This is a genomic window from Flavobacterium aquaticum, from assembly GCF_003259835.1.
GTDB lineage: Bacteria > Bacteroidota > Bacteroidia > Flavobacteriales > Flavobacteriaceae > Flavobacterium > Flavobacterium aquaticum.
Map to the genome: position 1 here is coordinate 188,704 of NZ_QLMI01000002.1, position 24,767 is coordinate 213,470.

A 24,767-nucleotide genomic window follows, 5' to 3' on the forward strand; every position below is an offset into this window, starting at 1 on the left:
AAAGAACGTCGCCATACTTGTTCCGTATTGCGAGTGCAAATATAGAACATATTTTTATTCTTGCAAGCACTTTTCAAATAAAAATTAAAACTTTTTTCGAACTTTTCTTTAACCTTTTGATAACGAATATTTTATTTTGAAATTATTTTTTAACCAACATTCGTTTTATTTCGTTTAGCTTCATTAAAGCTTCGACTGGCGTTAAAGTATTAATGTCGATATTCATGATTTCTTCTTTAATATCTTCTAAAAGTGGATCATCTAAATTGAAAAAACTCAATTGCAATTCATCGTTAGCCGATTTAATTCCAGACAATTCTTCGCTGGAATGTCTTTTTTCTAATTGCTTCAATAGTTTTTGCGCTTTTTGAATCACAATCTGAGGCATTCCTGCCATTTTTGCTACATGAATACCAAAACTATGTGCACTTCCGCCTTTAACCAATTTACGAATGAATAATACAGTATCCTTCAATTCCTTTACCGAAACATTGAAATTCTGAATTCTATCAAACGTAACTTCCATTTCGTTTAATTCATGATAATGGGTAGCGAAAAGCGTTTTAGGTTTATTCGGATGTTCGTGCAAATATTCTGAAATCGCCCAAGCAATTGAAATTCCGTCATAGGTTGAAGTTCCTCTTCCAATTTCATCTAACAACACCAAACTTCTTTCTGAAATATTATTCAAAATAGAAGCCGTTTCGTTCATTTCCACCATAAAAGTAGATTCACCCATCGAAATATTATCACTCGCTCCTACTCGGGTGAAAATTTTATCCACCACACCCATTCTAACGCTTTCTGCTGGAACAAAACTTCCCATTTGCGCCATCAACACAATCAAAGCCGTTTGACGCAAAATAGCCGATTTACCCGACATATTCGGACCGGTAATCATGATGATTTGTTGGGTTTCTCTATCTAAATAGACATCATTCGAAATGTAAGGCACACCAACAGGTAACTGCTTTTCAATAACAGGATGACGACCTTCTTTGATTTCCAAATCGAAACTTTCATCTAAATCAGGACAAACATATTTATTGTCAATCGCTAATTGCGTGAAAGAAGTCAAACAATCCAATTGTGCAATTAAATTCGCATTCAACTGAACGTGTTTGATATAAGTCGCAATCCAATTTACCAATTGCTCAAACAACTGCGTTTCCAATTGATGAATCTTTTCTTCGGCACCTAAAATCTTTGATTCGTATTCTTTCAATTCTTCCGTAATATAACGCTCAGCATTCACAAGAGTTTGCTTGCGAATCCATTCGGCTGGAACTTTATCTTTATGTGTATTACGAACTTCGATATAATAGCCAAAAACATTATTGAAAGACACTTTTAACGAAGGAATTCCTGTTTTAGCACTTTCTCTTTGTTCTAATTCCTCCAAATACCCTTTTCCAGTTGAAGAAATAGCTCTTAACTCATCTAATTCGGGATGAACTCCAACCGCAATTGCGTTTCCTTTATTCACACTTACAGGAGCGTCTTCTTGAATGGTGGTTTTGATTTTTTCGCGTAACAATTCACAAGCGTGCAAACTATCCCCAATTACTCGTAAAGCTTCATTTGAACTTTCTAAAGCCAAGGTTTTTATTGGAATAATTGCGTCTAACGAATCTTTCAAGAAATTAACTTCTCTTGGCGAAATTTTTCCTGTAGCCACTTTAGAAATCAAACGTTCCAAATCGGAAATTTGTTTGATTTGATATTGAATTTGTTGCAAAACTTCGGGATTGGTTTTTAAATATGAAATCACTTCATGACGACTTCTTATTTTTGAAATATCTTTCAACGGAAGAGCCAACCAACGTTTCAAAAGCCTTGCTCCCATTGGCGAAAGCGTTTTATCAATCACATCTAAAAGCGTTACTGCATTGGGATTATAACTGTGATACAATTCTAAATTCCGAATCGTAAATTTATCCATCCAAACGTAAGCATCTTCGGCAATACGTTGGATATTCGTAATATGTTGTATCTTGTTATGTTGCGTTTCCGACAAATAATACAAAATTGCACCTGAGGCAATCAAACCTTCGGTTAACTCTTCCACACCAAAACCTTTTAGTGAATTGGTTTGAAAATGTTTCGTCAAACTTTCTAAGGCATAATCTTCTTTATACACCCAATCTTCCAAAAAAAACGTATGAAAATCATCTCCAAAAACCGAATTAAACTGATTTTTAAACTGTTTCGGAATTAAAACTTCACTAGGACGAAAGTTTTGCAAAAGTTTATCAATGTATTCTTCATTGCCTTGCGAAACTAAGAATTCGCCTGTTGAAACATCTAAAAACGAAACTCCAACCGATTTTTTCCCAAAATGTACCGAAGCTAAAAAGTTGTTCGACTTCGATTGTAACACCTCATCATTCATCGAAACTCCAGGCGTAACCAATTCCGTAACTCCTCGTTTTACAATGGTTTTTGTCATTTTTGGATCTTCTAATTGATCGCAAATCGCCACTCGAAGTCCGGCTTTAACCAACTTGGGTAAATACGTATTTATGGAATGATGCGGAAATCCTGCCAAAGCCGTTTCAGTTTCAGAACCTGCACCGCGTTTAGTCAAGGTAATCCCTAAAATTCCGGCTGCTCGCACTGCATCTTCTCCAAAAGTTTCATAAAAATCGCCCACACGAAACAATAAACAGGCATCGGGATATTTGTTTTTTATCTCGTTGTATTGCTTCATTAAAGGTGTTTCCTTGGGTGCTTTATCAGGATTTGCTGCAGATTTCTTCGCCACAATTTCAAATTTTAAGTATGATTGCGAAGGTAATAATTTCAAAGACAATGACAATATCAATTTCAAAAATCAAGTTTTAAAGTTTTATAATTAATCTTTACTTTTGCCACATGAGAAAATTAGCCAACGCGGAATTAGAACGCAAAAATATTGACGAGTTTAAAGAAGCTCAAAAAACTCCAATAATTGTGATTTTAGACGATATTAGAAGTTTGCACAATATTGGTTCGGTTTTTAGAACTTCGGATGCTTTTTTGATTGAAAAGATTTATTTGTGTGGCATTACAGCTACTCCGCCCAACAAAGAAATTCACAAAACAGCTCTTGGTGCAACAGAAACCGTTGCTTGGGAATATGCTAAAGACGTTTTAGAAGTGGTAAATCAATTGAAACAAGAAAACATAAAAGTGTATTCTGTGGAGCAAACGGAAAATGCGATTATGTTAGATGATTTTCAACCTGAAACCAATACAAAATATGCTTTAATTTTTGGTAACGAAGTAAAAGGTGTTTCGCAAGAAGCTATTAATTTGAGCGATGGTGTGATTGAAATTCCACAATTAGGAAGCAAACATTCGTTGAATATATCGGTGAGTGCTGGAATTGTGATTTGGGATTTGTTTCAAAAGATGAAATAATTTTTCTAAACACATAGACACAATAGAATTACTTGGTGTTGATTTTAGACGTTACACTTTACATAGCAAGCATAGAAAATCCGTGAAAATCAGCGTTTTGCTAAAGCGAATCAGTTTTATCCGCGTACTGATACTATTTTTCTATTAATTTCATTCAACAAAAAAACATAATCCTCTTGTTTTTTTACAAAATCTAAATCGGAAACATCAATAATTAATACATTCAAATCGATTTGTGTTTTAATGTAATCGAGATAACCTTGATTGATTTTCTCTAAATAATCTGCTGGAATTTCTTGTTCGTAACTTCTGCCACGCTTTTTGATGTTTTCCAACAATCTTTCAGTATTTTGATACAAATATACATACAAATCAGGTTTTGGCATTTCTTTGTGAATGATGTCAAACATGGTTTTGTACAAGCGAAATTCATCTTCTTGAAGCGTAACTTTAGCAAAAATCAAGGATTTAAAAATGTGGTAATCAGCAACTACAAAATCTTTAAACAAATCAAATTGCGCTAAATCATCTGATAATTGTTGGTATCTATCGGCTAAAAATGACATTTCTAAAGGAAACGCGTAGCGACTTTGGTCTTTGTAAAATTTAGGTAAAAACGGATTATCTGCAAAACGTTCCAATACTAATTTTGCATTGCAATCTTCTGATAATTTAGTTGATAATGTCGTTTTTCCTGCTCCAATATTTCCTTCAATGGCGATGTAATTGAATTGTTGTAATTGGAGTTTTTCAATTGGAGAAATTACGGAATGAACGGCTTTAATTTCACTTTTATCTTCCGTTTGAAGTAGAAGTTGCGCAATAGATTTCTTTAACGTCGGATGTTCCCAATTCAATCCCAAGTCCATCATCGGTTGCAACACAAACCTACGATTTTGCATTAATGGATGCGGAACTTGCAATGTTTCGGTCGAAATAATTTCTTCATCAAAAGCAATGATATCCACATCAATGATTCGAGCTTGATAACCCGAATCTTTAGAACGAACTCTACCTAACTTCTTCTCTACTTTCAAAACCTGATTCAAAATTTTTTGAGCCGATTTTGACGTGTGGATTAGAATTGCCCCATTATAAAAAGGTTCGCTTTCAAAACCCCAAGCTGGCGTTTCATAAATTTTAGAAACCTTTATAACCGTCGCTACTTCATTATGAATCAAATCAATACAAGACTGAATCGTTTCTAATCGATTGCCTTGATTACTTCCTAATGATAAAACAACTTGATGCTGACTCATATTGGCAAAATAACAAACAATTTTAGACTTATAATTTACCTTTCTTGTTTTTTTATGAACATGTAACAATTTTATGATTACAACTACTAATTAGGTAATTAATAAACAAATTGAAATGAGATTTTTAGGAAATGTATTAGCTACAATTGTAGGGATATTTATTTTTTGCATGATTTTTTTCTTCGGGATTATAATCATTGGCGCTATTGCTGGTAGTGGAGAAGACACGGTTAGCGTAAAAAAGAACTCGGTAATTGAATTAGACTTATCGAAAGTTTCTTTAGATTATGCTGGAAAAACAAATTACAAAGACTTCAATTACTTTGAAGCGCATCATGATGGTGTTACCGATATTTTAAACGCTATTGAAGCGGCTAAAACCGATGACAAAATCAAAGGAATTTCTATTTTGAATAACCAATCGCAACTTGGTTTAGCGCAAAGCAAAGCCGTTCGTGACAAATTAGAAGAGTTTAAAAAATCGGGGAAATTCGTTTATGCTTATGCAAATTATTATACGCAAGGTGAATATTACTTAAATTCGGTTGCAGACCAAGTGTATTTGAATCCAATGGGAGAAGTTGATTTTAAAGGACTTTCTTCTGAAATTATTTACATGAAAGACTTGCAAGAGAAAACTGGTGTAAAAATGGAAGTGATACGTCATGGAAAATACAAAAGTGCTGTAGAACCTTTCCTAGCACAAGAAATGAGTCCGGAAAATCGCGAACAAATGACGGTTTTATTAAATTCGGTTTGGAATACAATTGTTGCCGATATTTCTAAAAGTAGAAAATTATCAGTTGCACAACTAGATGCAATTGCAAACTCTTTAGGCGCAAGAACTCCAGAATTAGCTTTAGCCAATAAATTAGTTGATAAAGTAGCTTATGAAGATGAGTATCATGACATGATTAGAGCTAAACTAAAAGTAGATAAAAAAGAAAAATACGATATTGTAAGTATTACCGATTATGCCAAAACAGCTGCATCAACTGTAGAAGATTACACTAAAAAAGATATTATTGCCGTAATTTATGCTCAAGGTGAAATTGCAGGTGGTGAAGGCGATGTAAACGTAATTGGTGAAGGCTCTATCAAACGTTCTTTACAAGAAGCACGTGAAAATGATGATGTAAAAGCTATTGTGTTACGAGTGAATAGTCCAGGAGGAAGCGCTTTAACTTCAGAATTAATTTGGAGAGAAATTGAAATCACTAAAAAAACAAAACCAGTTGTAGTTTCTATGGGGAATTATGCAGCTTCGGGTGGTTATTATATTGCAGCTAATGCAGATAGAATTTTCGCTGAACCAAATACAATTACAGGTTCGATTGGAGTTTTTGGCATGTTACCTAACATGAACCAATTAGGCAAAAACATCGGAATTAACGCCGAACAAGTAAAAACTCATGCAAATGCAAGTGGTTATAGTGTTTTTGAACCAATTGATGAAAACTTCAAAGGTTTTGTTTTAGAAAGCATCGAAAAAACATACGCAACTTTCTTAAAACGTGTAGCTGATGGTAGAAAAATGACAACTGATCAAGTAGACGCTATTGCACAAGGAAGAGTTTGGACCGGAGTTGACGCTCACAAACTTGGTTTAGTAGATGAAATTGGTGGTTTAGATGCGGCAATCCAATACGCTGCTAAACTTGGAAAAACAACTTCGTATAGAACAGAAAACTTCCCAGAATATGAGAAGAGTTTTGAAGATTTATTAGCTAATTTCACTGGAATGGCAATGTTTAAAACTAAAGAACAATTGCTAAAAGAGCAATTAGGCGAAGAAGGCTTCCAAATGTTAGAACAAATCAAACGTGTTAAAAGCAGAAAAGGAATCCAAGCCATTATGCCTTATGAAATAGTAATAAACTAATTCAAATTCAAACATATAAAAATCCCAAAAGCAAGTTGTTTTTGGGATTTTTTTTATAAGTTTAACGTAGCTTTAATCCTAAACTATATTTTTGGTACTACTTTTGTAGTAATTACAGGATAATTTGATTACAAATCGAAACAAAAAAATTTATTCGCACTCTTAAAAAGTAAAATTATGTTGAAAAAAATCTTAAAAGGAACTGGAATTTTCCTATTGGTAACCATCATTGCATTAGCTGCTGCTCCCTTTTTATTCAAAGATAAAATCAAAGAAATGATTGCTAAAACTTTGAACGAAAATGTAAATGCGAACATCGCGTTTGAAGATGTAGATTTGAGTTTATTCAAAAGTTTTCCGCAAGCTAATGTTACTATTGACAAATTGAGCATTATTACTAAAGCACCTTTTGAAAAAGACACCCTTTTATATGCTGGTGAAACCAATGTAACCATGAGTGTTAAAGAACTTTTTAAAGGCGAAAATGAAGCAATGAATTTAGAAAGCTTTAGTGTAGTTGACGGAATTGTAAACATCATTTTTAATAAAGATGGTGTAGGAAATTTTGACATTGCATTAAAAGATGAAACAGAAAAAAAACCTTCTGACAGCAAACCTTTTGCCTTGAACATTCAAGATTATGAAGTTGAAAATTTGAAATTTACTTATGAAGATCAAGGTTCTAAAATGAAAATGGTTTTAGACAGCATCAATCACGAAGGAAAAGGAAATTTTGCCGCTCAAAAATTAGATTTAGATACAAAAACTACCGCAAAACTATCTTTTGATATGGACAAAATGAACTACATGAAAAATGTAGCCATTTCATTAGATGCTATTTTAGGAATTGATTTAGAGAAAAGCAAATACGAATTCAAAGACAACAAAGCCTTAATTAATCAATTGCCACTAGAATTCAATGGATTTATTCAAATGGTAGAAGCTGGACAGACTTATGATTTAACTTTCAAAACGCCAACATCTGATTTTAAAAATTTCTTAGGATTAATTCCAGCTGCTTATTCAGGTGATATCAATAAAGTAAAAACTACTGGACAATTTTCAGTAGATGGAAAAGTAAAAGGAAATTTAACCGAAACTACGATTCCAGCTTTTGATGTGAAAATTGCTTCGAATAATGCGTCTTTCCAATATCCAGATTTACCAAAATCGGTTAAAAATATTGTGATTGACACACATATTATCAATGAAACAGGCGCAATGAACGACACGTATGTGAATTTGAATAAACTTGCATTTTCAATAGATCAAGACGTTTTTAATGCAAAAGCGAATATTAAAAATATCGCTACAAATGCTTTAGTTGATGCCGAATTAAAAGGAACTATCAATTTAGCAAACGTTACCAAAGCATATCCTGTAAAATTAGACAAACCGTTAACCGGAATTTTAAAAGCCGATGTAAAAACGAAGTTTGACATGAAATCAGTTGAAACTTCTCAATATCAAAACATTCAAAACTCTGGAATCGTTAGCTTAACTGGTTTCAATTATGAAGGTCCAGAAATGGCAAAACCGTTTAAAATCAATCAAGCAGCTGTTGCTTTCAATCCAAATCAAATTCGTTTGAATCAATTTGATGCAAAAACTGGAAGTTCCGATTTGAATGTAACAGGAACTTTAGATAACTTCTACGGATTTGTATTCAAAAACCAAATTCTGAAAGGAAATTTCAATATGAATTCGACAAAATTAGTCGTTTCCGATTTTATGGCACCAACTACAACTGTTAATGACGAAGGTAAAAAAACTACCGAAGCTGTTAAGATTCCTTCTTTCTTAGATTGTAGCATAACAGCAAAAGCAGGAACTGTTGTTTATGACAACTTAAATTTAAAAGACGTTTCCGGAAATATGGTTATTCGTGATGAAGCGGTTACCTTAAACAATTTAAAAATGGGCATTTTTGGAGGAAATATTGGTTTAACCGGAACCGTTTCTACCAAAGGAAAAACACCTACGTTTAATATGAATTTAGGTTTAGATAAAGTTAATATCGCCGAGTCGTTCACGCAATTAGACATGTTGAAATCGATTGCTCCAATTGCAGGTGTAATCAATGGTAAATTAAATTCAACTATCAAACTTTCAGGAAATTTACAAAACGATATGACGCCAAATTTAAAAACCATTTCTGGTGATTTATTTGGGCAGTTACTGTCAACTACCATCAATGAAAAGAACTCGGCTATGTTGACAGCATTGAGTTCCAACATGAAATTCATCGACATGAGCAAAGTAAATTTAAACGATGTTAAAGCTGCTTTATCTTTTAAAGATGGAAAAGTAAACGTAAAACCATTTGATATTAAATACCAAGACATTACGGTAAACGTTGGCGGAAGTCATGGTTTTGATCAAAGCATGAATTACAATTTAAAATTTGATGTTCCAGTAAAATATTTAGGTAAAGACGTAACCAATTTAATTGCTAAATTAACTCCTGCTGACCAAAAACAAATAACTAGCATTCCAGTAAATGGATTAATGACAGGCAACTTTTCGCAACCAAAATTTAATTCTGATTTAAAACAATCTACTACAAATTTGACTACACAATTAGTTAAAATGCAGAAAGAGAAATATGTAAATCAAGGCACAACTGCTTTAGGAAATTTATTAGGTGGAACTAAGAACAATGCCGCTGGAACAACTACTGCAGCAGACACCACAAAACCAAAAACCACTCCAAAAGAAGAAATTAAAACCAAAGCAACAGACGCTATAAAAGGTTTATTAGGAGGAAAAAAGAAAAAAGAATAAATTTTATAAAGAAACCCTTTCAAATTTGAAAGGGTTTCTTTTTATAAACTCATCTTCACCACATAACCTTCATAGGTTCTTACATTAAAAACGGTTCCGTCTTCAAAAAGTAAATATTGTCCTTTAATTCCAGTTAGCGTTCCTGAAAAGTTTGGCGTTTTATCTAAATTTAAACTCGTCACTTTTTTTGGATATTGCAAAACAGGAAAGTCGAGTTGAATGATTTTTTCTTCTTTCAGAAAATAGTCTTTTACTTCATTTGGTAGCCAATCCAATACTTTATTTCGTTCTGAAATCAAGTCCATGTTAGGTACTTCGTTTTTTAGCATTTTTTGCCAATTGGTTTTATCTGCAAAATGATTTTTCAAGGCTACTTCGGTAATTCCAGCTAAATATCTATTAGGAACTTCTACAATTGGAATAGCCTGCACGGCGCCTTGGTCAATCCAACGAGTGGGAACTTGAGTTTTTCTTGTTACTCCTACTTTCACTTCACTTGATAACGCTAAATACACTACATGAGGTTGTAATTGTACCCGTTTTTCATATTCTAAATCACGGTCTTCAATATCTAAATGCGCGGTACTTAATTCGGGTTTCATAATCCAATCACCTACTGCTGGGCTGCTCATAAAACAATCGTAACAAAATCCTTGACGAAAAATTTTCTTGGCTTTCCCGCAATTCAAACATTGGTAGCCTTGAAATTCAATTTCCATTGGTTTACCTAATAATTGGTTTAGATTTAAAAAACTATTTTCAAAAACCAAATAGTATTGAATTGGGTTTCCAAATTCGGTTTGCATTTTACTTAGCGTGCCTTGATAATTCATTTGTGTTAAGATTTACTTTTTCGTTCGATTATTTAAAAAAAATGCTATTTTTGGTAAAGTTATTATTCCGTTTTAATAATTCAAAATTAGAAATAGGTAAATGCCATTACAAATTATAAATTCTGTTGCCACTTGGATTTTGAAGAAACGAATTCATCAAATGGAATTGTTTTTAAAATATCCGCATGAAGTTCAAGAAGAATTGCTTTTCAACCTTATAAAGTCATCTGAAAATACGCAAATTGGAAGGAAATATGATTTTTCTTCTATGAAAAATTACACCACATTTTCAGAGCGAATTCCTGTTTCTACCTATGAAGATTTAGAACCTTTGATTGAAAAAACAAGACAGGGCGAACAAAATGTTTTTTGGCATTCAAACATCAAATGGTTTGCTAAATCAAGCGGAACAACTAATGCTAAAAGCAAATTTATTCCGGTAAGTTCGGAAGCTTTGGAAAATTGTCATTACAAAGCAAGTAAAGATTTATTGTGTTTGTATTTAAACAACAACGAAGAATCGCAAATGTTTACTGGAAAAAGTCTTCGCTTAGGTGGAAGCAAACAATTGTATGAAGACAACAATACTTTTTTTGGCGATTTATCAGCGATTTTAATTGATAATATGCCAATTTGGGCAGAATTTAGTTCTACACCAAGCAGTAAAATATCGTTAATGGGAGATTGGGAAACGAAACTTCCAGCCATTATTAACGAAACCATTAATGAAAATGTTACGAGTTTAGCTGGCGTTCCGAGTTGGATGATGGTTTTATTGCAAAAAACTCTAGAAACTACAGGAAAATCGAATTTATTAGAACTTTGGCCCAATGTAGAAGTCTATTTTCATGGTGGCGTAAATTTTGATCCGTATAGAGAGCAATACAAAAAATTATTTCCGAAAGATAATTTCAAATACTACGAAATTTATAATGCTTCGGAAGGCTTTTTTGCAATTCAAGACCAAAATGATTCGAATGAATTATTATTAATGTTAGATTACGGAATTTTCTACGAATTTATTCCAATGGATACTTTTGGAACGCTAAATCAACGTGTTATTCGTCTAAATCAAGTAGAATTGAATAAGAATTATGCTTTGGTAATTACGACGAACTCAGGTCTGTGGCGTTATTTAATTGGTGATACCATTCGTTTTACTTCATTAAGTCCATACCGAATTAAAGTTACTGGAAGAACAAAACATCACATCAACGTATTTGGTGAAGAATTGATGGTTGAAAACACCGATACGGCTTTAACAAAAACGTGCAAAGAATTTAACTGTGAAATTACCGATTATACTGTTGCTCCCATTTTTATGAATGAGAAACAGAAAGGAGCTCACGAATGGATAATTGAGTTTAAAACCAAGCCTGATAATATTGAAAATTTCAGAAAAGCTTTAGACGAAAATATTCAAAATGTAAATTCTGATTACGAAGCCAAACGCTACAACAATATGACCTTAAATCCGTTAGTACTTAATGTTGCGCGTGAAAATCTTTTTTACGATTGGCTAAAGCAACAAGATAAATTAGGCGGGCAACATAAGGTTCCAAGGCTTTCAAACGAGAGAAACTATTTAGAAAGTTTGCTGTCTTTACAATAGAAAAAATGAAAACAAAAAAAATATTTTGTTCCTTAATTGCAATAATCATATTAACGAGTTCTTGTGGACCTAGACGCTATAAGTGCGGACCATACAGAAAATGTGAGAATTCGATAGAAAAAAACGAAAACAATTCTTTTAATAAAGAATATCACAAAAGCAATCTCTGCTAAGAGCATTTTATTGTCATATTCTCAATAAAATCGATTTACTCCAAATGCAGTAAATCGATTTTTTTTGCATTATATCGGATTTTTATACAATAATTAATAAATAAATACACTATTAATTTTTTTTCCAAAAAATACCTCTAATTTTGCACCCGTTTTAACCCCTAGATTAACTAACTATTATTTAAGCATTTAAATTTATGAAACTAAACAAAATCCTTACGTTACTTTTACTTTTAGGAAGCTTTGTATCTTTTGGACAAGAGCCAAAACGTTCTGAAGGAGCAGAAGCTATTGTAAATGCCATTAATAAAAATACAAAAGGAATTAGCTTCATTACAAGTGATACTGGAATCAATTCTGAATTAAACGAAATTGGCACAACTTTCTTTAAAAACAAATACATCATTTTGTCAAACAAAAAAAGAAGACATGCAGATGTAACTGTTAATCCAATTACAAATACTCCAAATAATAACTTATATTGTGTAGATGTAAAAGAAGATGGAAATTTATCTTTTCCATTACTTTTCTCTCAAGCATTAGATTCTGAAAATGACGAAGGTTCAATTGGATTTTCATCTGATCAAAGAACTATTTTCTTTACTCAAGAAAACCCAAATAACAAACAGTTATTCACCTTACACAAAGCTACTCTTAACGAAAAAGACGCTAAAAAATGGACGAACATTACTAATTTAAATGTTGTTCCAGAGCAATATTCAGCTGAAACTCCAAGTGTTTCTCCTGACGGAAAGAAAATTTATATTGCATCAAATATTCCAGGTGGATTTGGTGGATTTGATATTTACGAAGCTACAATTGCTGAAGACGGAACAATTGGTAAATTAGTTAATTTGGGTCCAAATGTAAACACAGCTGATGATGAAAAATATCCATACATGTCTTCTGATAATAAATATTTATATTTTTCTTCAAAAGGTCATTTAAATTTAGGTGGTTATGATGTATTTAGATCAGCTTATGTTGATAATTCATTCTTAACAGCAATGAATTTAGGAACCGATTTAAATTCAAGAAGAGACGATGTTGCTTTTGTAATGACTTCTCCATCTAAAGGTTATATTTCTACAGATAAAAAACAATCGGGTAATTTTGATATTTTAAAATTCGAAATTAAAAAGCAAGAGAATTTACACTTTAGCTATACTGTAGTTGAAGAAGTAACAAAAACTCCTCTACCAAACGCTACCGTAATAGTTACAGATGAATTTGGAACAAAATTAGCAGAAACGCAATCAGACAATAATGGTAAAATCAAATTAGCTTTAGAACCATTAACTTTTTATAACGTTGAAGTTATGAAAGATGGCTACGAAACTAAGAAAACAAATATTGCAACTGGTGATACTGACAAAAACATTGCTTTAACTCAGAAGAAAGCAGTTGTTACTGAAGATGCTATTGTTATTGAAAACATTTATTTTGATTTCAACAAATCAACAATTAAGAAAGAATCAGAATTATCTTTAAATAAGATTGTTGAAGTTCTTAAGAACAACACTACTATGAGCATTACAATTAATGCGCACACAGACAACAAAGGTTCTGAAACTTACAACCAAACACTTTCAGAAAGTAGAGCAAAAGCTACTTACCAATATTTACTTAAAAAAGGTATTCCTGCAACGCAGTTAACTTACAAAGGTTTTGGTGAAAGCGAATTGTTAGAAAAATGCGATAAATGTTCAGCTAAACAAGATCAAACAAACAGAAGGGTTGAATTCAAAATCGTAAAATAAAAAAGTACACTCTCAATTAATCACAACTATAAAAAAATGAAAAAAATCTCTTTAGTATTAGCCTTATCAACAGTAGTATTATTAACATCATGTTCAAGCGGATGGAGTTGTCAAAAAAGATATTGCAACGCTAAACAAACAAAAACAATAGAGCAAAAGAAAAATGCTTAAACATAAAAAAGGTCGCCAATTGGCGACCTTTTTATTTGTATTACTTTCATTAAGAAACCGCTTTCAAACGTTGTAATAAGTTTTTACTTAAACTGTTTTCAGCATATTCTTTTGTGACTTGTAAGTGCTTATCATCAGAACTTGGTAATTCGTACATAGCATCAGTTAAAATAGCCTCGCATAACGAACGTAAACCTCTGGCTCCAAGTTTATATTCTAAAGCTTTTGACACAATATAATCCAAAGCTTCTTCTTCAATGTCTAAAGTCACCTCATCCATTTCAAACAATTTCTTATATTGTTTTACTAAGGCATTTTTAGGCTCCGTTAAAATAGCTCTTAAAGTTTCCGCATCTAAAGGATCCATGTGAGTTAGAACTGGTAAACGACCAATAATTTCTGGAATTAATCCAAAATCTTTTACGTCTTTCGGAATCAAATATTGCAACAAATTATCTTTATCGATTTGGTCTGTTCCAATAGATGAACTATAACCAACTGCTTGTCTATTCAAACGCTTTGAAATAATTCTTTCAATTCCGTCGAAAGCACCACCAGCGATGAATAAGATATTTTGTGTATTTACCTCAACAAATTTTTGGTCGGGATGTTTTCTTCCTCCTTTTGGTGGTACGTTAACCACCGTTCCTTCTAACAGTTTCAATAAAGCTTGTTGCACACCTTCACCCGAAACATCACGAGTTATTGATGGATTATCGCTTTTACGAGCAATTTTATCGATTTCATCAATAAATACAATTCCTCTTTCAGCTTTAGCTACATCGTAATCGGCAGCTTGTAACAAACGTGTTAGGATACTTTCTACATCTTCACCAACATAACCCGCTTCGGTTAAAACAGTTGCATCCACAATAGCCAATGGAACATTCAACATTTTTGCAATGGTTTTTGCAACTAATGTTTTACCAGTTCCGGTTTGTCCTACCATTAAGATATTACTCTTTTCAATCTCAACTTCGTCTTCTAATTGAACTTGCATCAAACGTTTGTAGTGATTGTAAACCGCTACACTCATTACTTTTTTTGTTTGGTCTTGCCCAATTACGTAATCATCTAAAAACGCACGAATTTCTTTTGGTTTTAAAAGAATTAAATCGGCAATCAAATTCGAATTACCTGATTGTTTTAATTCTTCTAATACAATTCCGTGTGCTTGTTCGATACATTTGTCGCAAATATGCGCATTAATCCCTGCAATTAATAAATTGGTTTCAGGCTTTTTCCTTCCGCAGAATGAACACTCTAATACTTCTTTAGCCATTTTTTAGTGATTAGTGAAAAGTGATTAGTAATTAGCTCATCACTATTTACTAATCACTAATTACTTTTTAAATTATCTTGTTAAAACCTCATCAATCATTCCGTATTCTTTTGCTTCAGCGGCAATCATCCAATAATCGCGCTCAGAATCTTTGTGCACTTTCTCGAACGATTGTCCAGAATGTTTAGAAATGATTTCATATAATTCATCTTTTAATTTCAACATTTCTTTCAAGTTGATTTCCATATCTGTTGCAACACCTTGTGCGCCCCCAGATGGTTGGTGAATCATAACTCTTGAATGTGGTAATGCCGAACGTTTTCCTTCTGCTCCAGCACATAATAAAACCGCTCCCATAGAAGCCGCCATTCCTGTACAAATTGTAGCTACATCAGGTTTTACGAATTGCATTGTGTCGTAAATTCCTAATCCAGCATAAACACTTCCACCTGGTGAATTGATATAAATACTGATATCTTTAGAAGCATCAACACTTTCTAAAAACAACAATTGTGCTTGTATAATATTCGCTACATAATCATCAACCCCTGTTCCTAAGAAAATGATTCTATCCATCATTAAACGAGAGAAAACGTCCATTGAAGCTACGTTTAATTGACGTTCTTCAATGATATATGGCGTCATACTTCCTACAATTTTATCGTAATATAAACTGTTTACTCCGTGATGCTTAGTAGCATATTTTTTAAATTCTTTTCCGTAGTTCATAATTTTTTGTTTAAATGTTTAAGCGTTTAAAAGTTTAAATGGGTTGAACTAAAAAACATTATATTTTAAATAGTTATCTTTTATTTTATGAAACAAAATGGCTTCAATAAAAAAGCGCCAAAACTAGTCTGACGCTCAAAGATAATTATTTTTTGTGAGATATTATTCTCCGTACATTTCTTTGATGAATTGCTCGTAATTTACTTCTTTAGTTTTAGCTTTTACTTTCTCTTTGTAAAGACCTAAGATTTTTTCGCTCATTACTTGTTCAGATAAACGTTTTACCTCATCTTGGTTCGACATTACACGAGCTACAATTCCGTTAATTTCATCTTCTGAAGGATTTAATTGACCAAATTGCGCCATTTGTTTCTTGATTAATTCAGCAGTATGTGCTTTTAAATCTTCGAAAGTGATTTGTAAATTATTTTCAGCCATTACTTTTCCTTCGATTAATTGGAAACGTAATCCTTTTTCAGATCTTGCGTATTCTTCTTCAGCTTGTTCAGCAGTTAAAGGAGTTTCTCCTACATTTTGAATCCATCTTTTTAAGAATGCTTCTGGTAAATCAAATTTTGTAGTTTCGATTAAAAATTCCGTAACATCGTTTAAGAATTTTTGATCTGCTTGTTGTGCAAATTGCGCTTCAGCATCTTCTTTGATTCTAGCTTTTAAATCTTCAACAGAAGAAAGAACTCCTGGTCCGAATAATTTATCTAATAATTCTTGATTTAATTCTGCTTTTTCAATTTCATTGATTTCTTCAATTGTAAAATCAACATTGATATCCAAACCGTGAACATCATCATGACCTACTTTTAAGTAATCCATTAATTTGTGATCGTCATCGAATAAACCTTTAGTTCCGATAGTTACAACATCACCAACTTTTTTACCGATGAAAGCTTTAGCCGCTTTTTTATCAGCAAAAATATCTAAACCAAAGTTAGCTGGAGCGTTGATTCCTTTTTCTTCGTTTGTAAAAGTTCCTCTAACTTCAAAATCAGCTTTTACTTCCGCTTGAGAAATTAATTTTCCGTATTGTTTTTGGATTCTTTCTACTTGCTCATTCAACATTTTATCATCAGCGATAACGTTGAATTTTGTAACGTTGTTTTTAGCTGTTAAATCAACTGAAAACTGAGGTGCTAATCCTAATTCGAAATCAAAAGAGAAATTTTCCGCATCCCAATCGATACTTTCAGTTACTTTTGGAAGTGGATTTCCAAGAATATCTAATTTTTCAGTAGTTAAATAGTTATTAAGAGACGTTTGTAATACTTTGTTTACTTCTTCTAACAAAACAGCTTTACCATATTGTTTTTGGATTAAACTCATTGGAACAGCTCCTTTTCTGAAACCAGAAATAGCAGCATTTTTTCTATAGTCAGCTAATACTTTTTCTACTTTATCTGAATAATCTTCTTTAGTAATTGCTACTGTTACAATAGCATTTAAATCATCAACTTGCGTTTTTGTAATGTTCATTATTTCTTTTGTTTAAGTACCATAAAATTTGGGTTGCAAAATTATAGAATTTTTGCAACCCAAACAAGTTTTTAATTTACTGAAATTCAATTGGCTAAAAATTAATCCTCGCTAACAAATATTTTATTTAAAATTGACTGAGTAATTGATAACAGAACACTAAAAATTAATGCTGTTAAAAAACCATCAACTCTAAACTCTACAATAAAATAATCACAAATTAAAATGATAATCGCATTGATAATCAGTAAGAACAAACCTAACGTAAGCAAAGTAACCGGAATTGTAAGTAGGACTAAAATTGGTTTTAAAAAAGTATTCAACAAACCTAACACAACCGCTACCATTAAAGCGCCTGTTAAATTAGTAACATGAACACCTGGTAAAAAATAAGAAAGTACAAAAACTACAATTGTACTGATAAGAAGTTTAATTATTAAATTCATATTTATTTCTTTAAAATTTAAAATTACAAAAAAAGGCATCAATAATGATGCCTTTTTTAAATATTTATTTGAAAGCTTAATTTGTTGGCACAATATTAATACCAGGGAAATTAGCCGCTGTATAAATTGGTAAATTAGCGTTGTAATGACTATTAATAACTTTTAGAATCTCATTAGCAATAACCGCATATCCACGAGGATTTGGATGAACTCCATCTAGAGAAAACAAAACAGTACTCGCTGTTGCAGCAGAGAAATAATTTGCGGTATAGATAGTTCCATCTTCAACTCTTAATCCACTAATTAATTGATTCATGATAGCATTCATATCAGCAACAGCTAAATCATTTGCATTTGCAATTGAAACAATTGCCGCATTATAAGAAGCAGTAGCGTTTGCTACTTTAGTCTTCTCATTAGCTGTTAACACCCACTTATTTGCTAAAGGCCATGTAACACCATTAATATTAAAAGGAGCTGTAGCTGAAGCATTTGGCTGACCAATTATTGAACTTGCTGGCAACACCACTAAATCATTTGATGTAGCATGTCTTGCTTGACCGTAAATTGCACCTAATGCAGCTGCATTAGCCATCAATAATGGATTTCCAGAACCCGCTGCATAAGCTTGAATTGTACTACTAATATCAGTTAAATCATTATCTTTAATTAAAACCGGATTTTTAGTACCCGCTGCAGTATTTAATGGAGAAATTCTTCCTCCTGTAGCAACTGCTAAAAATTGATATAACGCAATTGCAGTTGCGTTTGAAGATGTTGCTTCTGCAGGTAATGCATTATAAGGCACTGTTGTAAAATAAGGAATAGAAGTTACGCTTGGAACTGTAGCTACAACACCTTTAGCTCCACCCGAGATTAAAGTGTTAACTATAGTAGAATATACACTTGCAAAAACAGTTGAATTTGTAATATCATTTCCACCATAAGTAGCAGGATTCATATTTCCTGTTGTGTTGTGATCAGCTGCAGGAGTTACACCGTCTGACTGTGCACCACCATTTGTTGCATACGATAAAACATCATTTGCTCCAATCCAATTCGTGAAGAATGTTGGGTTTTTAGACATAGCATCTCCTAAAACCGTAGCTGATGGAGTAGTTGCGTGTCTAACAAAATAAGGATTTGATTGACCAAGAGCAACACCTGCTAAATTACCATAACCAGAAGCCACTAAATGGAATGATTTTGCTCCAGGAACTCCCATATTATTATAAGCCGTTGCTTGTAAATTTGAAACCTCAATAGTAGGTGTTCCAACTAAATTTTCTGGACGACTTTGAGAATAATCAATTACTAATCTTGTTGAACCAATTTGTATTCCTCCCAAAGTTAATCCACCTAAATTGTTTACATCATCTGCATAAGAAGGCTGAGTAAATTCTCCTCCACCTACTAATGCAAAACGTTGTGCTAATAAATTAGGAAAAGAATAAGCTTGTCCTCCTCTTGAAACCGTACCATCCATGTAACCTGCTGTTAATGAATTTCCAACAGCCACATAAGTTGTGAAATCTGCATCACCTGAAGTATAATTTGCACCTACTTCGTTTTCAAATTCTGGCTCACATGAAGCGAAACCAGCAGCTAAAATAGCTAAGTATATAAATTTATTTTTCATCTCTCTAATATTAAAAATTAAAACCCGTAAGTTATACCAATTCCAGGTGAAAATACAACTGACTTGTATGTACCTTCAAAACTACTTCCATCACTTACATAATCATAAGAATTATCAACTTCATCAAAATGTAAGTATAAGAACGAAACATCAATACCTAATTTACTGTTTACTTGATATGTTAAACCTCCTGTATATCCCATAGAATCATTTCTTGGGGTTTCTGGCGCAAAATAACCATCTTGAACTGGACTTTCGTCAAAATACCAACCTGCTCTGAATGTAAATTTATTATTTGCAGCATACTGCATACCTACTCTGTAAGTACTAGAATTTTTGTAATTTCTTGGATTATGAGAATCTACTAAATCTGGATTAGTAAAATCAACATCTAAGTTTTTATACACACTCCACATTGCTCTGTTGTAATCAAATGCCATTAAAAATTTATCTGTAAACTTATATGACAAACCTACTGTTAACTCAGCTGGTAAAGGTAAATCAGCATTAAATTTAGTTGTTGGAGCAGTTCCAAATTCTGGATAGTCATTAAAAGTTGCATCTCCATCTCTTGCCTCCATCATAATTTCAGAACGGTAGTTCATACCAATTCTTAATTTATCAGTTGGATTAAACATGAAACCAGCTGTATAACCCCAAGCTGTAATTCCTTTTGATTCAATTGTTAAATCTGTTCTTTCTCCTTGAGAATTAGTAGTCGATCTATCTACATTTCTATTAAAATTAACTGAACCAGTAGCAAGAATAGGTCCACCACCCACACTAAAATGTTCTCCCACTCTAATTGAAAGAGATGGCTGAACAAAGATAGCTTGCAAATCGATGTTGTTTACTAAATGAGAACCTTGCCAATCTTGATCCCATTCAACAGCACTTCCGTATGGAGTATAAACTGCCAAACCAGCAGTAAACCAATCATTTAATTTATAAGTTGCATAAATACTAAAAGGAGTTCCTACGTTTTTAGTTTCTGCCTCCCAACCATATTGAGAGTTTTGAAATTTTGTATTTGCAAATAATCCGTTTCCACCTACTGATAAGTTGAATTTTTTGTCCAAATAAACCATCCCTGCTGGATTGAAAAAAGCAACCTCTGCACTATTTACTACCGCAACACCCGTGTGTCCCATAGCCAATTGCTTTTGACCTTGAATACTTACTCTATATCCACCTGCAAAAGCAGTAGAGCCAGCCAAAGCCAATAATGTTAAAGAAAGTAATTTTCTCATAATGTAAAAATGTGTTAGTTTTTTTCTTTGTTTGTTATAATCAATACTTCAAAATTATAACAAAATATGAATTTTACAATTTTTTTAACAAAAAAATTATGCATGCATAATTTTTTGCCCTTTTATTTAATAAAATCTATTACATACAAATAAAAATCTTTTGGATTTTCTGCATGTAACCAATGCCCAGCATTATTTACCGTTTCAATTTTTGCTTTTGGAAAATGATGGTAAATGGTTTCAAAATCGCTATCCAAAATATAATCTGACTTATCACCTCTTAAAAACAATGTTTCTTTAGAAAAAACATTCTCAAATGGCAAAGCCGTTCCAATAGTTTCTATCTTATCATTAAAAACTTCTAAATTAAATCGAAAAGCTAATTGCTCAGGAGATTCCCAATACAAATTCTTTAATAAAAACTGTCTTGTTCCAAAGTCTTTAATATAAACTGAAACTACTTCTTCTACTTCTCCTCTACTCGGTTTTTTTGAAAAATCAACAGCGTTTAAAGCCGCTAAAATGGTTTGGTGATGTGGCGCATAATATTTCGGACCAATATCGGCTACAATTAATTTGGAAACCAATTCAGGATACGTTGTTGCCAAAAGCATTGCAACTTTTCCACCCATCGAATGTCCTATAATATTGATATCTGTTAGTTGATGATAATCACAATATTGCTTTACATCTTCAACCATAATATCGTATGAAAAATCTTCAGAATGAAAACTTTTACCGTGATTTCTCAAATCTAAAGCATGCACTTGAAAACCATCAGCAACAAATTGAGTTCCTAAAGTTTTCCAATTGTCTGACATTCCTAAAAAACCGTGGATAATTACCAAAGGTTTTCCTTCGCCTTCTATTCTTGAATGCAATAACATCTTATTTCAATTTTTGAAGATACATATTCACTACATTTTCCAATCCTAAATATAAAGATTCCGAAATTAAAGCATGACCAATCGAAACTTCAAGCAATCCCGGAATATTATCTTTGAAAAACTTAATATTATCCAAACTCAAATCATGCCCAGCATTAATACCTAATCCTAATTCATTCGCTTTGATTGCTGCTTTCACATAAGGCTCAATTCCGTTTTTGTTTCCTAAACCATATTCGTGCGCAAAAGATTCTGTGTACAACTCAATTCTTTCTGTTCCGGTTGCTTTTGCTCCTTCAATCATTTTTTCATCGGCATCCACAAAAATAGAAGTTCGGATTCCATTTCTTTGAAACTCTTGAATTACTTCTATTAAATACGATTGATGTTTTATTGTGTCCCAACCCGCATTGGATGTTAAAGCTCCAATAGCATCTGGAACCAACGTAACTTGTGTTGGTTTACATTCTAAAACCAAATCAATAAAATTATGTTGCGGATTTCCTTCAATATTATATTCGGTGTAGACTACCGATTTTAAATCGCGAGCGTCTTGATAACGAATGTGTCTTTCATCAGGTCTTGGATGAATGGTAATTCCATCGGCTCCAAATTGCTGAATATCTTTTGCAACTTTCAATAAATCAGGCACATTTCCTCCTCTTGAATTTCGAAGTGTCGCAATTTTATTAATGTTTACGGATAACTTTGTCATAATAATTTTTAATTTATACAAAAATACAAAGTATAAGTTAGCTAGCATGTGGGATTTTTTGATTATTTTGCGATATATTTTCATCACATCCACAATGAATAATTTAACAAGCTACATCAATAACGAAATAAAACCGCTAAAACACACCGATTCTATCGCGGAAGCACAGAATTTGTTTTTGGATTTTCCTTACACACATTTTCCAGTTACCGAAGATGGTATATATATAGGATGCGTTAGTAAAGAAAACGTAGAACTTATAAATAGCGATGCCATTATTAATGATAGCCGATTTCATTTTGAACGTTTTTTTGTTAGAACAACAACTATTTGGCTTGATGTTTTAGAAATTTTCGCTAAAAATGAAAGTAACCTAATTCCAGTTTTAGATGAAAAAAATGCTTATTTAGGATATTATGAACTTGAAGATGTAATTCGTTTTTTTCACGAAACACCATTTTTGAAAGAAGAAGGCGGAATTATAGTGGTAGAAAAAGAATCGGATAAATTTTCTATGAGTCAAGTAGCCCAAATTGTTGAAAGTAATAATGCTAAAATTTTAGGATTATTTATTTCGAATGTTGTAGGAAATAAAGTAGAAATTACTGTAAAAATTAGTCAAAGCGGATTAAACGATATTATTCAAACTTTTAGACGTTATGAATATGAAATTATTTCGGAACATCAGGAAGATTCCTATTTAAACAGCTTAAAAGAGCGTTCAGATTACTTAGACAAATACTTAAATATTTAAAATAGATCGTAATGAAAATAGCATTATTTGGTCAATATTATCAAAATAGTACAGCTGAAACAGTACAAAAAGTAGTTTCGTTTTTAGAATCAAAAGAGATTGAAATTGCATTTGAAGCTCATTTTTTAGCCACTTTAAAAGAAAAAAATATTGTTTCGAAAAACTACGAAACCTACTCGAGTTACAACACCCTAAACACTGATTACAAAGCATTAATTAGTATTGGTGGCGATGGAACTATTTTAAAAGCAGCCACTTTTGTTAGAGATAAAAACATTCCTATTATTGGAATTAATGCAGGAAGATTAGGTTTCTTAGCAACGATTCAGTTTGATAATATTGAGCCTCTTTTGCAAAAATTATTAGATAACGATTATGCCATTTCTAAAAGAACCTTGTTAAGCATTGAAACCTCTCCTGAATACGACAATTTTAGAGAATTAGATTTTGCACTAAACGAAGTTACGGTTGCAAGAAAAGACACCACTTCGATGATTACTATTATTACTTATTTAAATGGAGAATATCTTACATCCTATTGGGCTGATGGTTTAATTGTTTCAACCCCAACTGGTTCAACTGGATATTCATTAAGCTGTGGCGGACCCGTTTTAACTCCAAATGTAGAAAGCTTAGTTATAACTCCAATGGCACCACACAACTTAAACGCCAGACCTCTAGTTATAACAGATGATATGGAAATTGAACTTAGAATTTCTGGAAGAGAAGAGCAGTTTTTAATTTCATTAGATTCGAGAATTTCTGCTGTTTCAAAAGATACTATTGTTCGAATAAAAAAATCGCCTTTTACCATTTCAATAATTGAATTTAAAGAAGAATCGTTCCTAAATACGATTAGAAAAAAATTACTTTGGGGAGAAGACAAAAGAAATTAACACTCTTTTTATATCATTTTTCATTTTTTAACGTTTTTAGCCTATTAAACGACAACAAAAAAATCCCATAAAATAGGGATAAGAAGTCAATATTGTTATATTTGCAAACTATTTTAAAAAATGAAGCACTTTTTATTCTATATATTACTGATTTTCTGCGGTTTCAACGCTTATTCTCAAATCAATGAATTGGGAGTATTTGTTGGAGGAACAAACTATATTGGAGATATTGGACCAACAGATTATATTGCTCCAAACGAACCTTCAATTGGGATATTATATAAATGGAATAGAAGCCCAAGACATGCTTATAGATTTTCATACACGCAAGGAAAACTATCCTCTAAAGACATAGATAGTGATGTACCTAGTAGAAACTTAAGAGGAAATTCATTTGAAAATAGCGTAAAAGAGTTTTCAGCTGGTTTAGAATTCAATTTTATGGATTTTGATTTGCATGATGGTGATCCAAAAATATCTCCTTATGTTTATTCTGGTTTGAGCTATTTTATCTATGATGAAATTTACATTTTAGACAACAATAGTAAAGTGGACTATCAAGATAGTACTTTTGCAATTCCTATGGTTTTAGGAGTTAAAGCTCGATTATTTCGCAATTTTATTATAGGAGCAGAAGTTGGTTTTAGATACACCTTTACAGACAATTTAGATGGAAGTAATCCTGAAAATGACAATTTTGAGAGCTTACGTTTTGGAAATAAAAACAGTAATGACTGGTATGTATTTACTGGATTAACGTTAACTTACACATTTGGGCAAAACCCATGTTTTTGTGCAGAATAAG

20 protein-coding genes are annotated in these 24,767 nt (G+C 32.3%); 9 read left to right on the forward strand and 11 right to left on the reverse strand.

Translation table 11 applies throughout. From position 1 onward, the window contains the following. Positions 1-142 precede the first annotated feature (142 nt). Positions 143-2,710 carry a DNA mismatch repair protein MutS gene (gene mutS / locus B0I03_RS03705; protein ID WP_111566367.1) on the reverse strand — a complete coding sequence of 856 codons (2,568 nt, stop codon included), beginning with the start codon at positions 2,708-2,710 and terminating at the stop codon, positions 143-145. A gap of 164 nt (positions 2,711-2,874) precedes the next feature. On the opposite strand from mutS, the gene B0I03_RS03710 reads away from it, so the two are divergent. After that, positions 2,875-3,402: an RNA methyltransferase gene (locus B0I03_RS03710; RefSeq protein ID WP_111566122.1), complete on the forward strand. Its 528-nt coding sequence runs from the start codon at positions 2,875-2,877 to the stop codon at positions 3,400-3,402. 116 nt (positions 3,403-3,518) lie between these two features. On the opposite strand, the gene folK is transcribed toward B0I03_RS03710, so the two are convergent. Continuing rightward, positions 3,519-4,661 carry a 2-amino-4-hydroxy-6-hydroxymethyldihydropteridine diphosphokinase gene (gene folK / locus B0I03_RS03715; protein ID WP_111566123.1) on the reverse strand — a complete coding sequence of 381 codons (1,143 nt, stop codon included), beginning with the start codon at positions 4,659-4,661 and terminating at the stop codon, positions 3,519-3,521. A 115-nt stretch (positions 4,662-4,776) separates the two neighbouring features. Between folK and sppA the strand changes: the two genes are divergently transcribed. Together sppA and B0I03_RS03725 are read left to right on the forward strand one after the other, a co-directional pair. Next, the gene (sppA, locus tag B0I03_RS03720) at positions 4,777-6,543 is read left to right on the forward strand and encodes a signal peptide peptidase SppA (protein WP_111566124.1); all 1,767 of its coding nucleotides are present in this window, start codon (positions 4,777-4,779) and stop codon (positions 6,541-6,543) included. Positions 6,544-6,720: 177 nt separating this feature from the next. Next, positions 6,721-9,327 (forward strand): AsmA-like C-terminal region-containing protein, encoded by a 2,607-nt coding sequence (locus B0I03_RS03725; protein ID WP_111566125.1) that lies wholly within the window; start codon positions 6,721-6,723, stop codon positions 9,325-9,327. Between the two features lie 41 nt (positions 9,328-9,368). Here B0I03_RS03725 and B0I03_RS03730 read toward each other — a convergent pair whose 3' ends face one another. Next, entirely contained in the window at positions 9,369-10,160 is a 792-nt protein-coding gene (locus tag B0I03_RS03730) for a DUF2797 domain-containing protein (protein ID WP_111566126.1), read from the reverse strand. 100 nt (positions 10,161-10,260) lie between these two features. On the opposite strand from B0I03_RS03730, the gene B0I03_RS03735 reads away from it, so the two are divergent. From B0I03_RS03735 to B0I03_RS13295, 3 genes are all read left to right on the forward strand, one after another. After that, the gene (locus B0I03_RS03735; RefSeq protein WP_111566127.1) at positions 10,261-11,772 is read left to right on the forward strand and encodes a GH3 auxin-responsive promoter family protein; all 1,512 of its coding nucleotides are present in this window, start codon (positions 10,261-10,263) and stop codon (positions 11,770-11,772) included. A 370-nt stretch (positions 11,773-12,142) separates the two neighbouring features. After that, the gene (locus B0I03_RS03740; RefSeq protein WP_111566128.1) at positions 12,143-13,705 is read left to right on the forward strand and encodes an OmpA family protein; all 1,563 of its coding nucleotides are present in this window, start codon (positions 12,143-12,145) and stop codon (positions 13,703-13,705) included. A gap of 36 nt (positions 13,706-13,741) precedes the next feature. Further along, positions 13,742-13,876, forward strand: coding sequence for a hypothetical protein (locus B0I03_RS13295; RefSeq protein ID WP_262510482.1), 135 nt, complete (start codon positions 13,742-13,744; stop codon positions 13,874-13,876). A 49-nt stretch (positions 13,877-13,925) separates the two neighbouring features. Here the strand turns inward: B0I03_RS13295 and clpX are convergent, their stop codons facing one another. The 8 genes from clpX to B0I03_RS03780 all read right to left on the reverse strand — a co-directional run bounded on the left by clpX (position 13,926) and on the right by B0I03_RS03780 (position 22,312). Then, positions 13,926-15,158 carry an ATP-dependent Clp protease ATP-binding subunit ClpX gene (gene clpX, locus B0I03_RS03745; protein WP_111566129.1) on the reverse strand — a complete coding sequence of 411 codons (1,233 nt, stop codon included), beginning with the start codon at positions 15,156-15,158 and terminating at the stop codon, positions 13,926-13,928. A gap of 72 nt (positions 15,159-15,230) precedes the next feature. Beyond that, positions 15,231-15,887: an ATP-dependent Clp endopeptidase proteolytic subunit ClpP gene (gene clpP / locus B0I03_RS03750; RefSeq protein WP_111566130.1), complete on the reverse strand. Its 657-nt coding sequence runs from the start codon at positions 15,885-15,887 to the stop codon at positions 15,231-15,233. A gap of 162 nt (positions 15,888-16,049) precedes the next feature. Next, entirely contained in the window at positions 16,050-17,375 is a 1,326-nt protein-coding gene (tig, locus tag B0I03_RS03755) for a trigger factor (protein ID WP_111566131.1), read from the reverse strand. Between the two features lie 101 nt (positions 17,376-17,476). After that, positions 17,477-17,821, reverse strand: coding sequence for a phage holin family protein (locus B0I03_RS03760; RefSeq protein WP_111566368.1), 345 nt, complete (start codon positions 17,819-17,821; stop codon positions 17,477-17,479). A 76-nt stretch (positions 17,822-17,897) separates the two neighbouring features. Then, entirely contained in the window at positions 17,898-19,460 is a 1,563-nt protein-coding gene (locus tag B0I03_RS03765) for an SGNH/GDSL hydrolase family protein (RefSeq protein WP_111566132.1), read from the reverse strand. A gap of 17 nt (positions 19,461-19,477) precedes the next feature. Beyond that, entirely contained in the window at positions 19,478-20,710 is a 1,233-nt protein-coding gene (locus tag B0I03_RS03770; protein WP_181452338.1) for an OmpP1/FadL family transporter, read from the reverse strand. Between the two features lie 122 nt (positions 20,711-20,832). Next, on the reverse strand, positions 20,833-21,597 hold the full coding sequence (locus tag B0I03_RS03775; RefSeq protein WP_111566134.1) for an alpha/beta fold hydrolase: 765 nt from the start codon (positions 21,595-21,597) through the stop codon (positions 20,833-20,835). Position 21,598: 1 nt separating this feature from the next. After that, entirely contained in the window at positions 21,599-22,312 is a 714-nt protein-coding gene (locus B0I03_RS03780) for a pyridoxine 5'-phosphate synthase (protein ID WP_111566135.1), read from the reverse strand. Positions 22,313-22,406: 94 nt separating this feature from the next. Here B0I03_RS03780 and B0I03_RS03785 point away from each other — a divergent pair, with 94 nt between their 5' ends. From B0I03_RS03785 to porG, 3 genes are all read left to right on the forward strand, one after another. Then, positions 22,407-23,066 carry a CBS domain-containing protein gene (locus B0I03_RS03785; RefSeq protein WP_111566136.1) on the forward strand — a complete coding sequence of 220 codons (660 nt, stop codon included), beginning with the start codon at positions 22,407-22,409 and terminating at the stop codon, positions 23,064-23,066. An 11-nt stretch (positions 23,067-23,077) separates the two neighbouring features. Further along, positions 23,078-23,962, forward strand: coding sequence for an NAD kinase (locus B0I03_RS03790; protein ID WP_111566137.1), 885 nt, complete (start codon positions 23,078-23,080; stop codon positions 23,960-23,962). 120 nt (positions 23,963-24,082) lie between these two features. Beyond that, on the forward strand, positions 24,083-24,766 hold the full coding sequence (gene porG, locus B0I03_RS03795; protein WP_111566138.1) for a type IX secretion system protein PorG: 684 nt from the start codon (positions 24,083-24,085) through the stop codon (positions 24,764-24,766). Position 24,767: the final 1 nt, after the last annotated feature.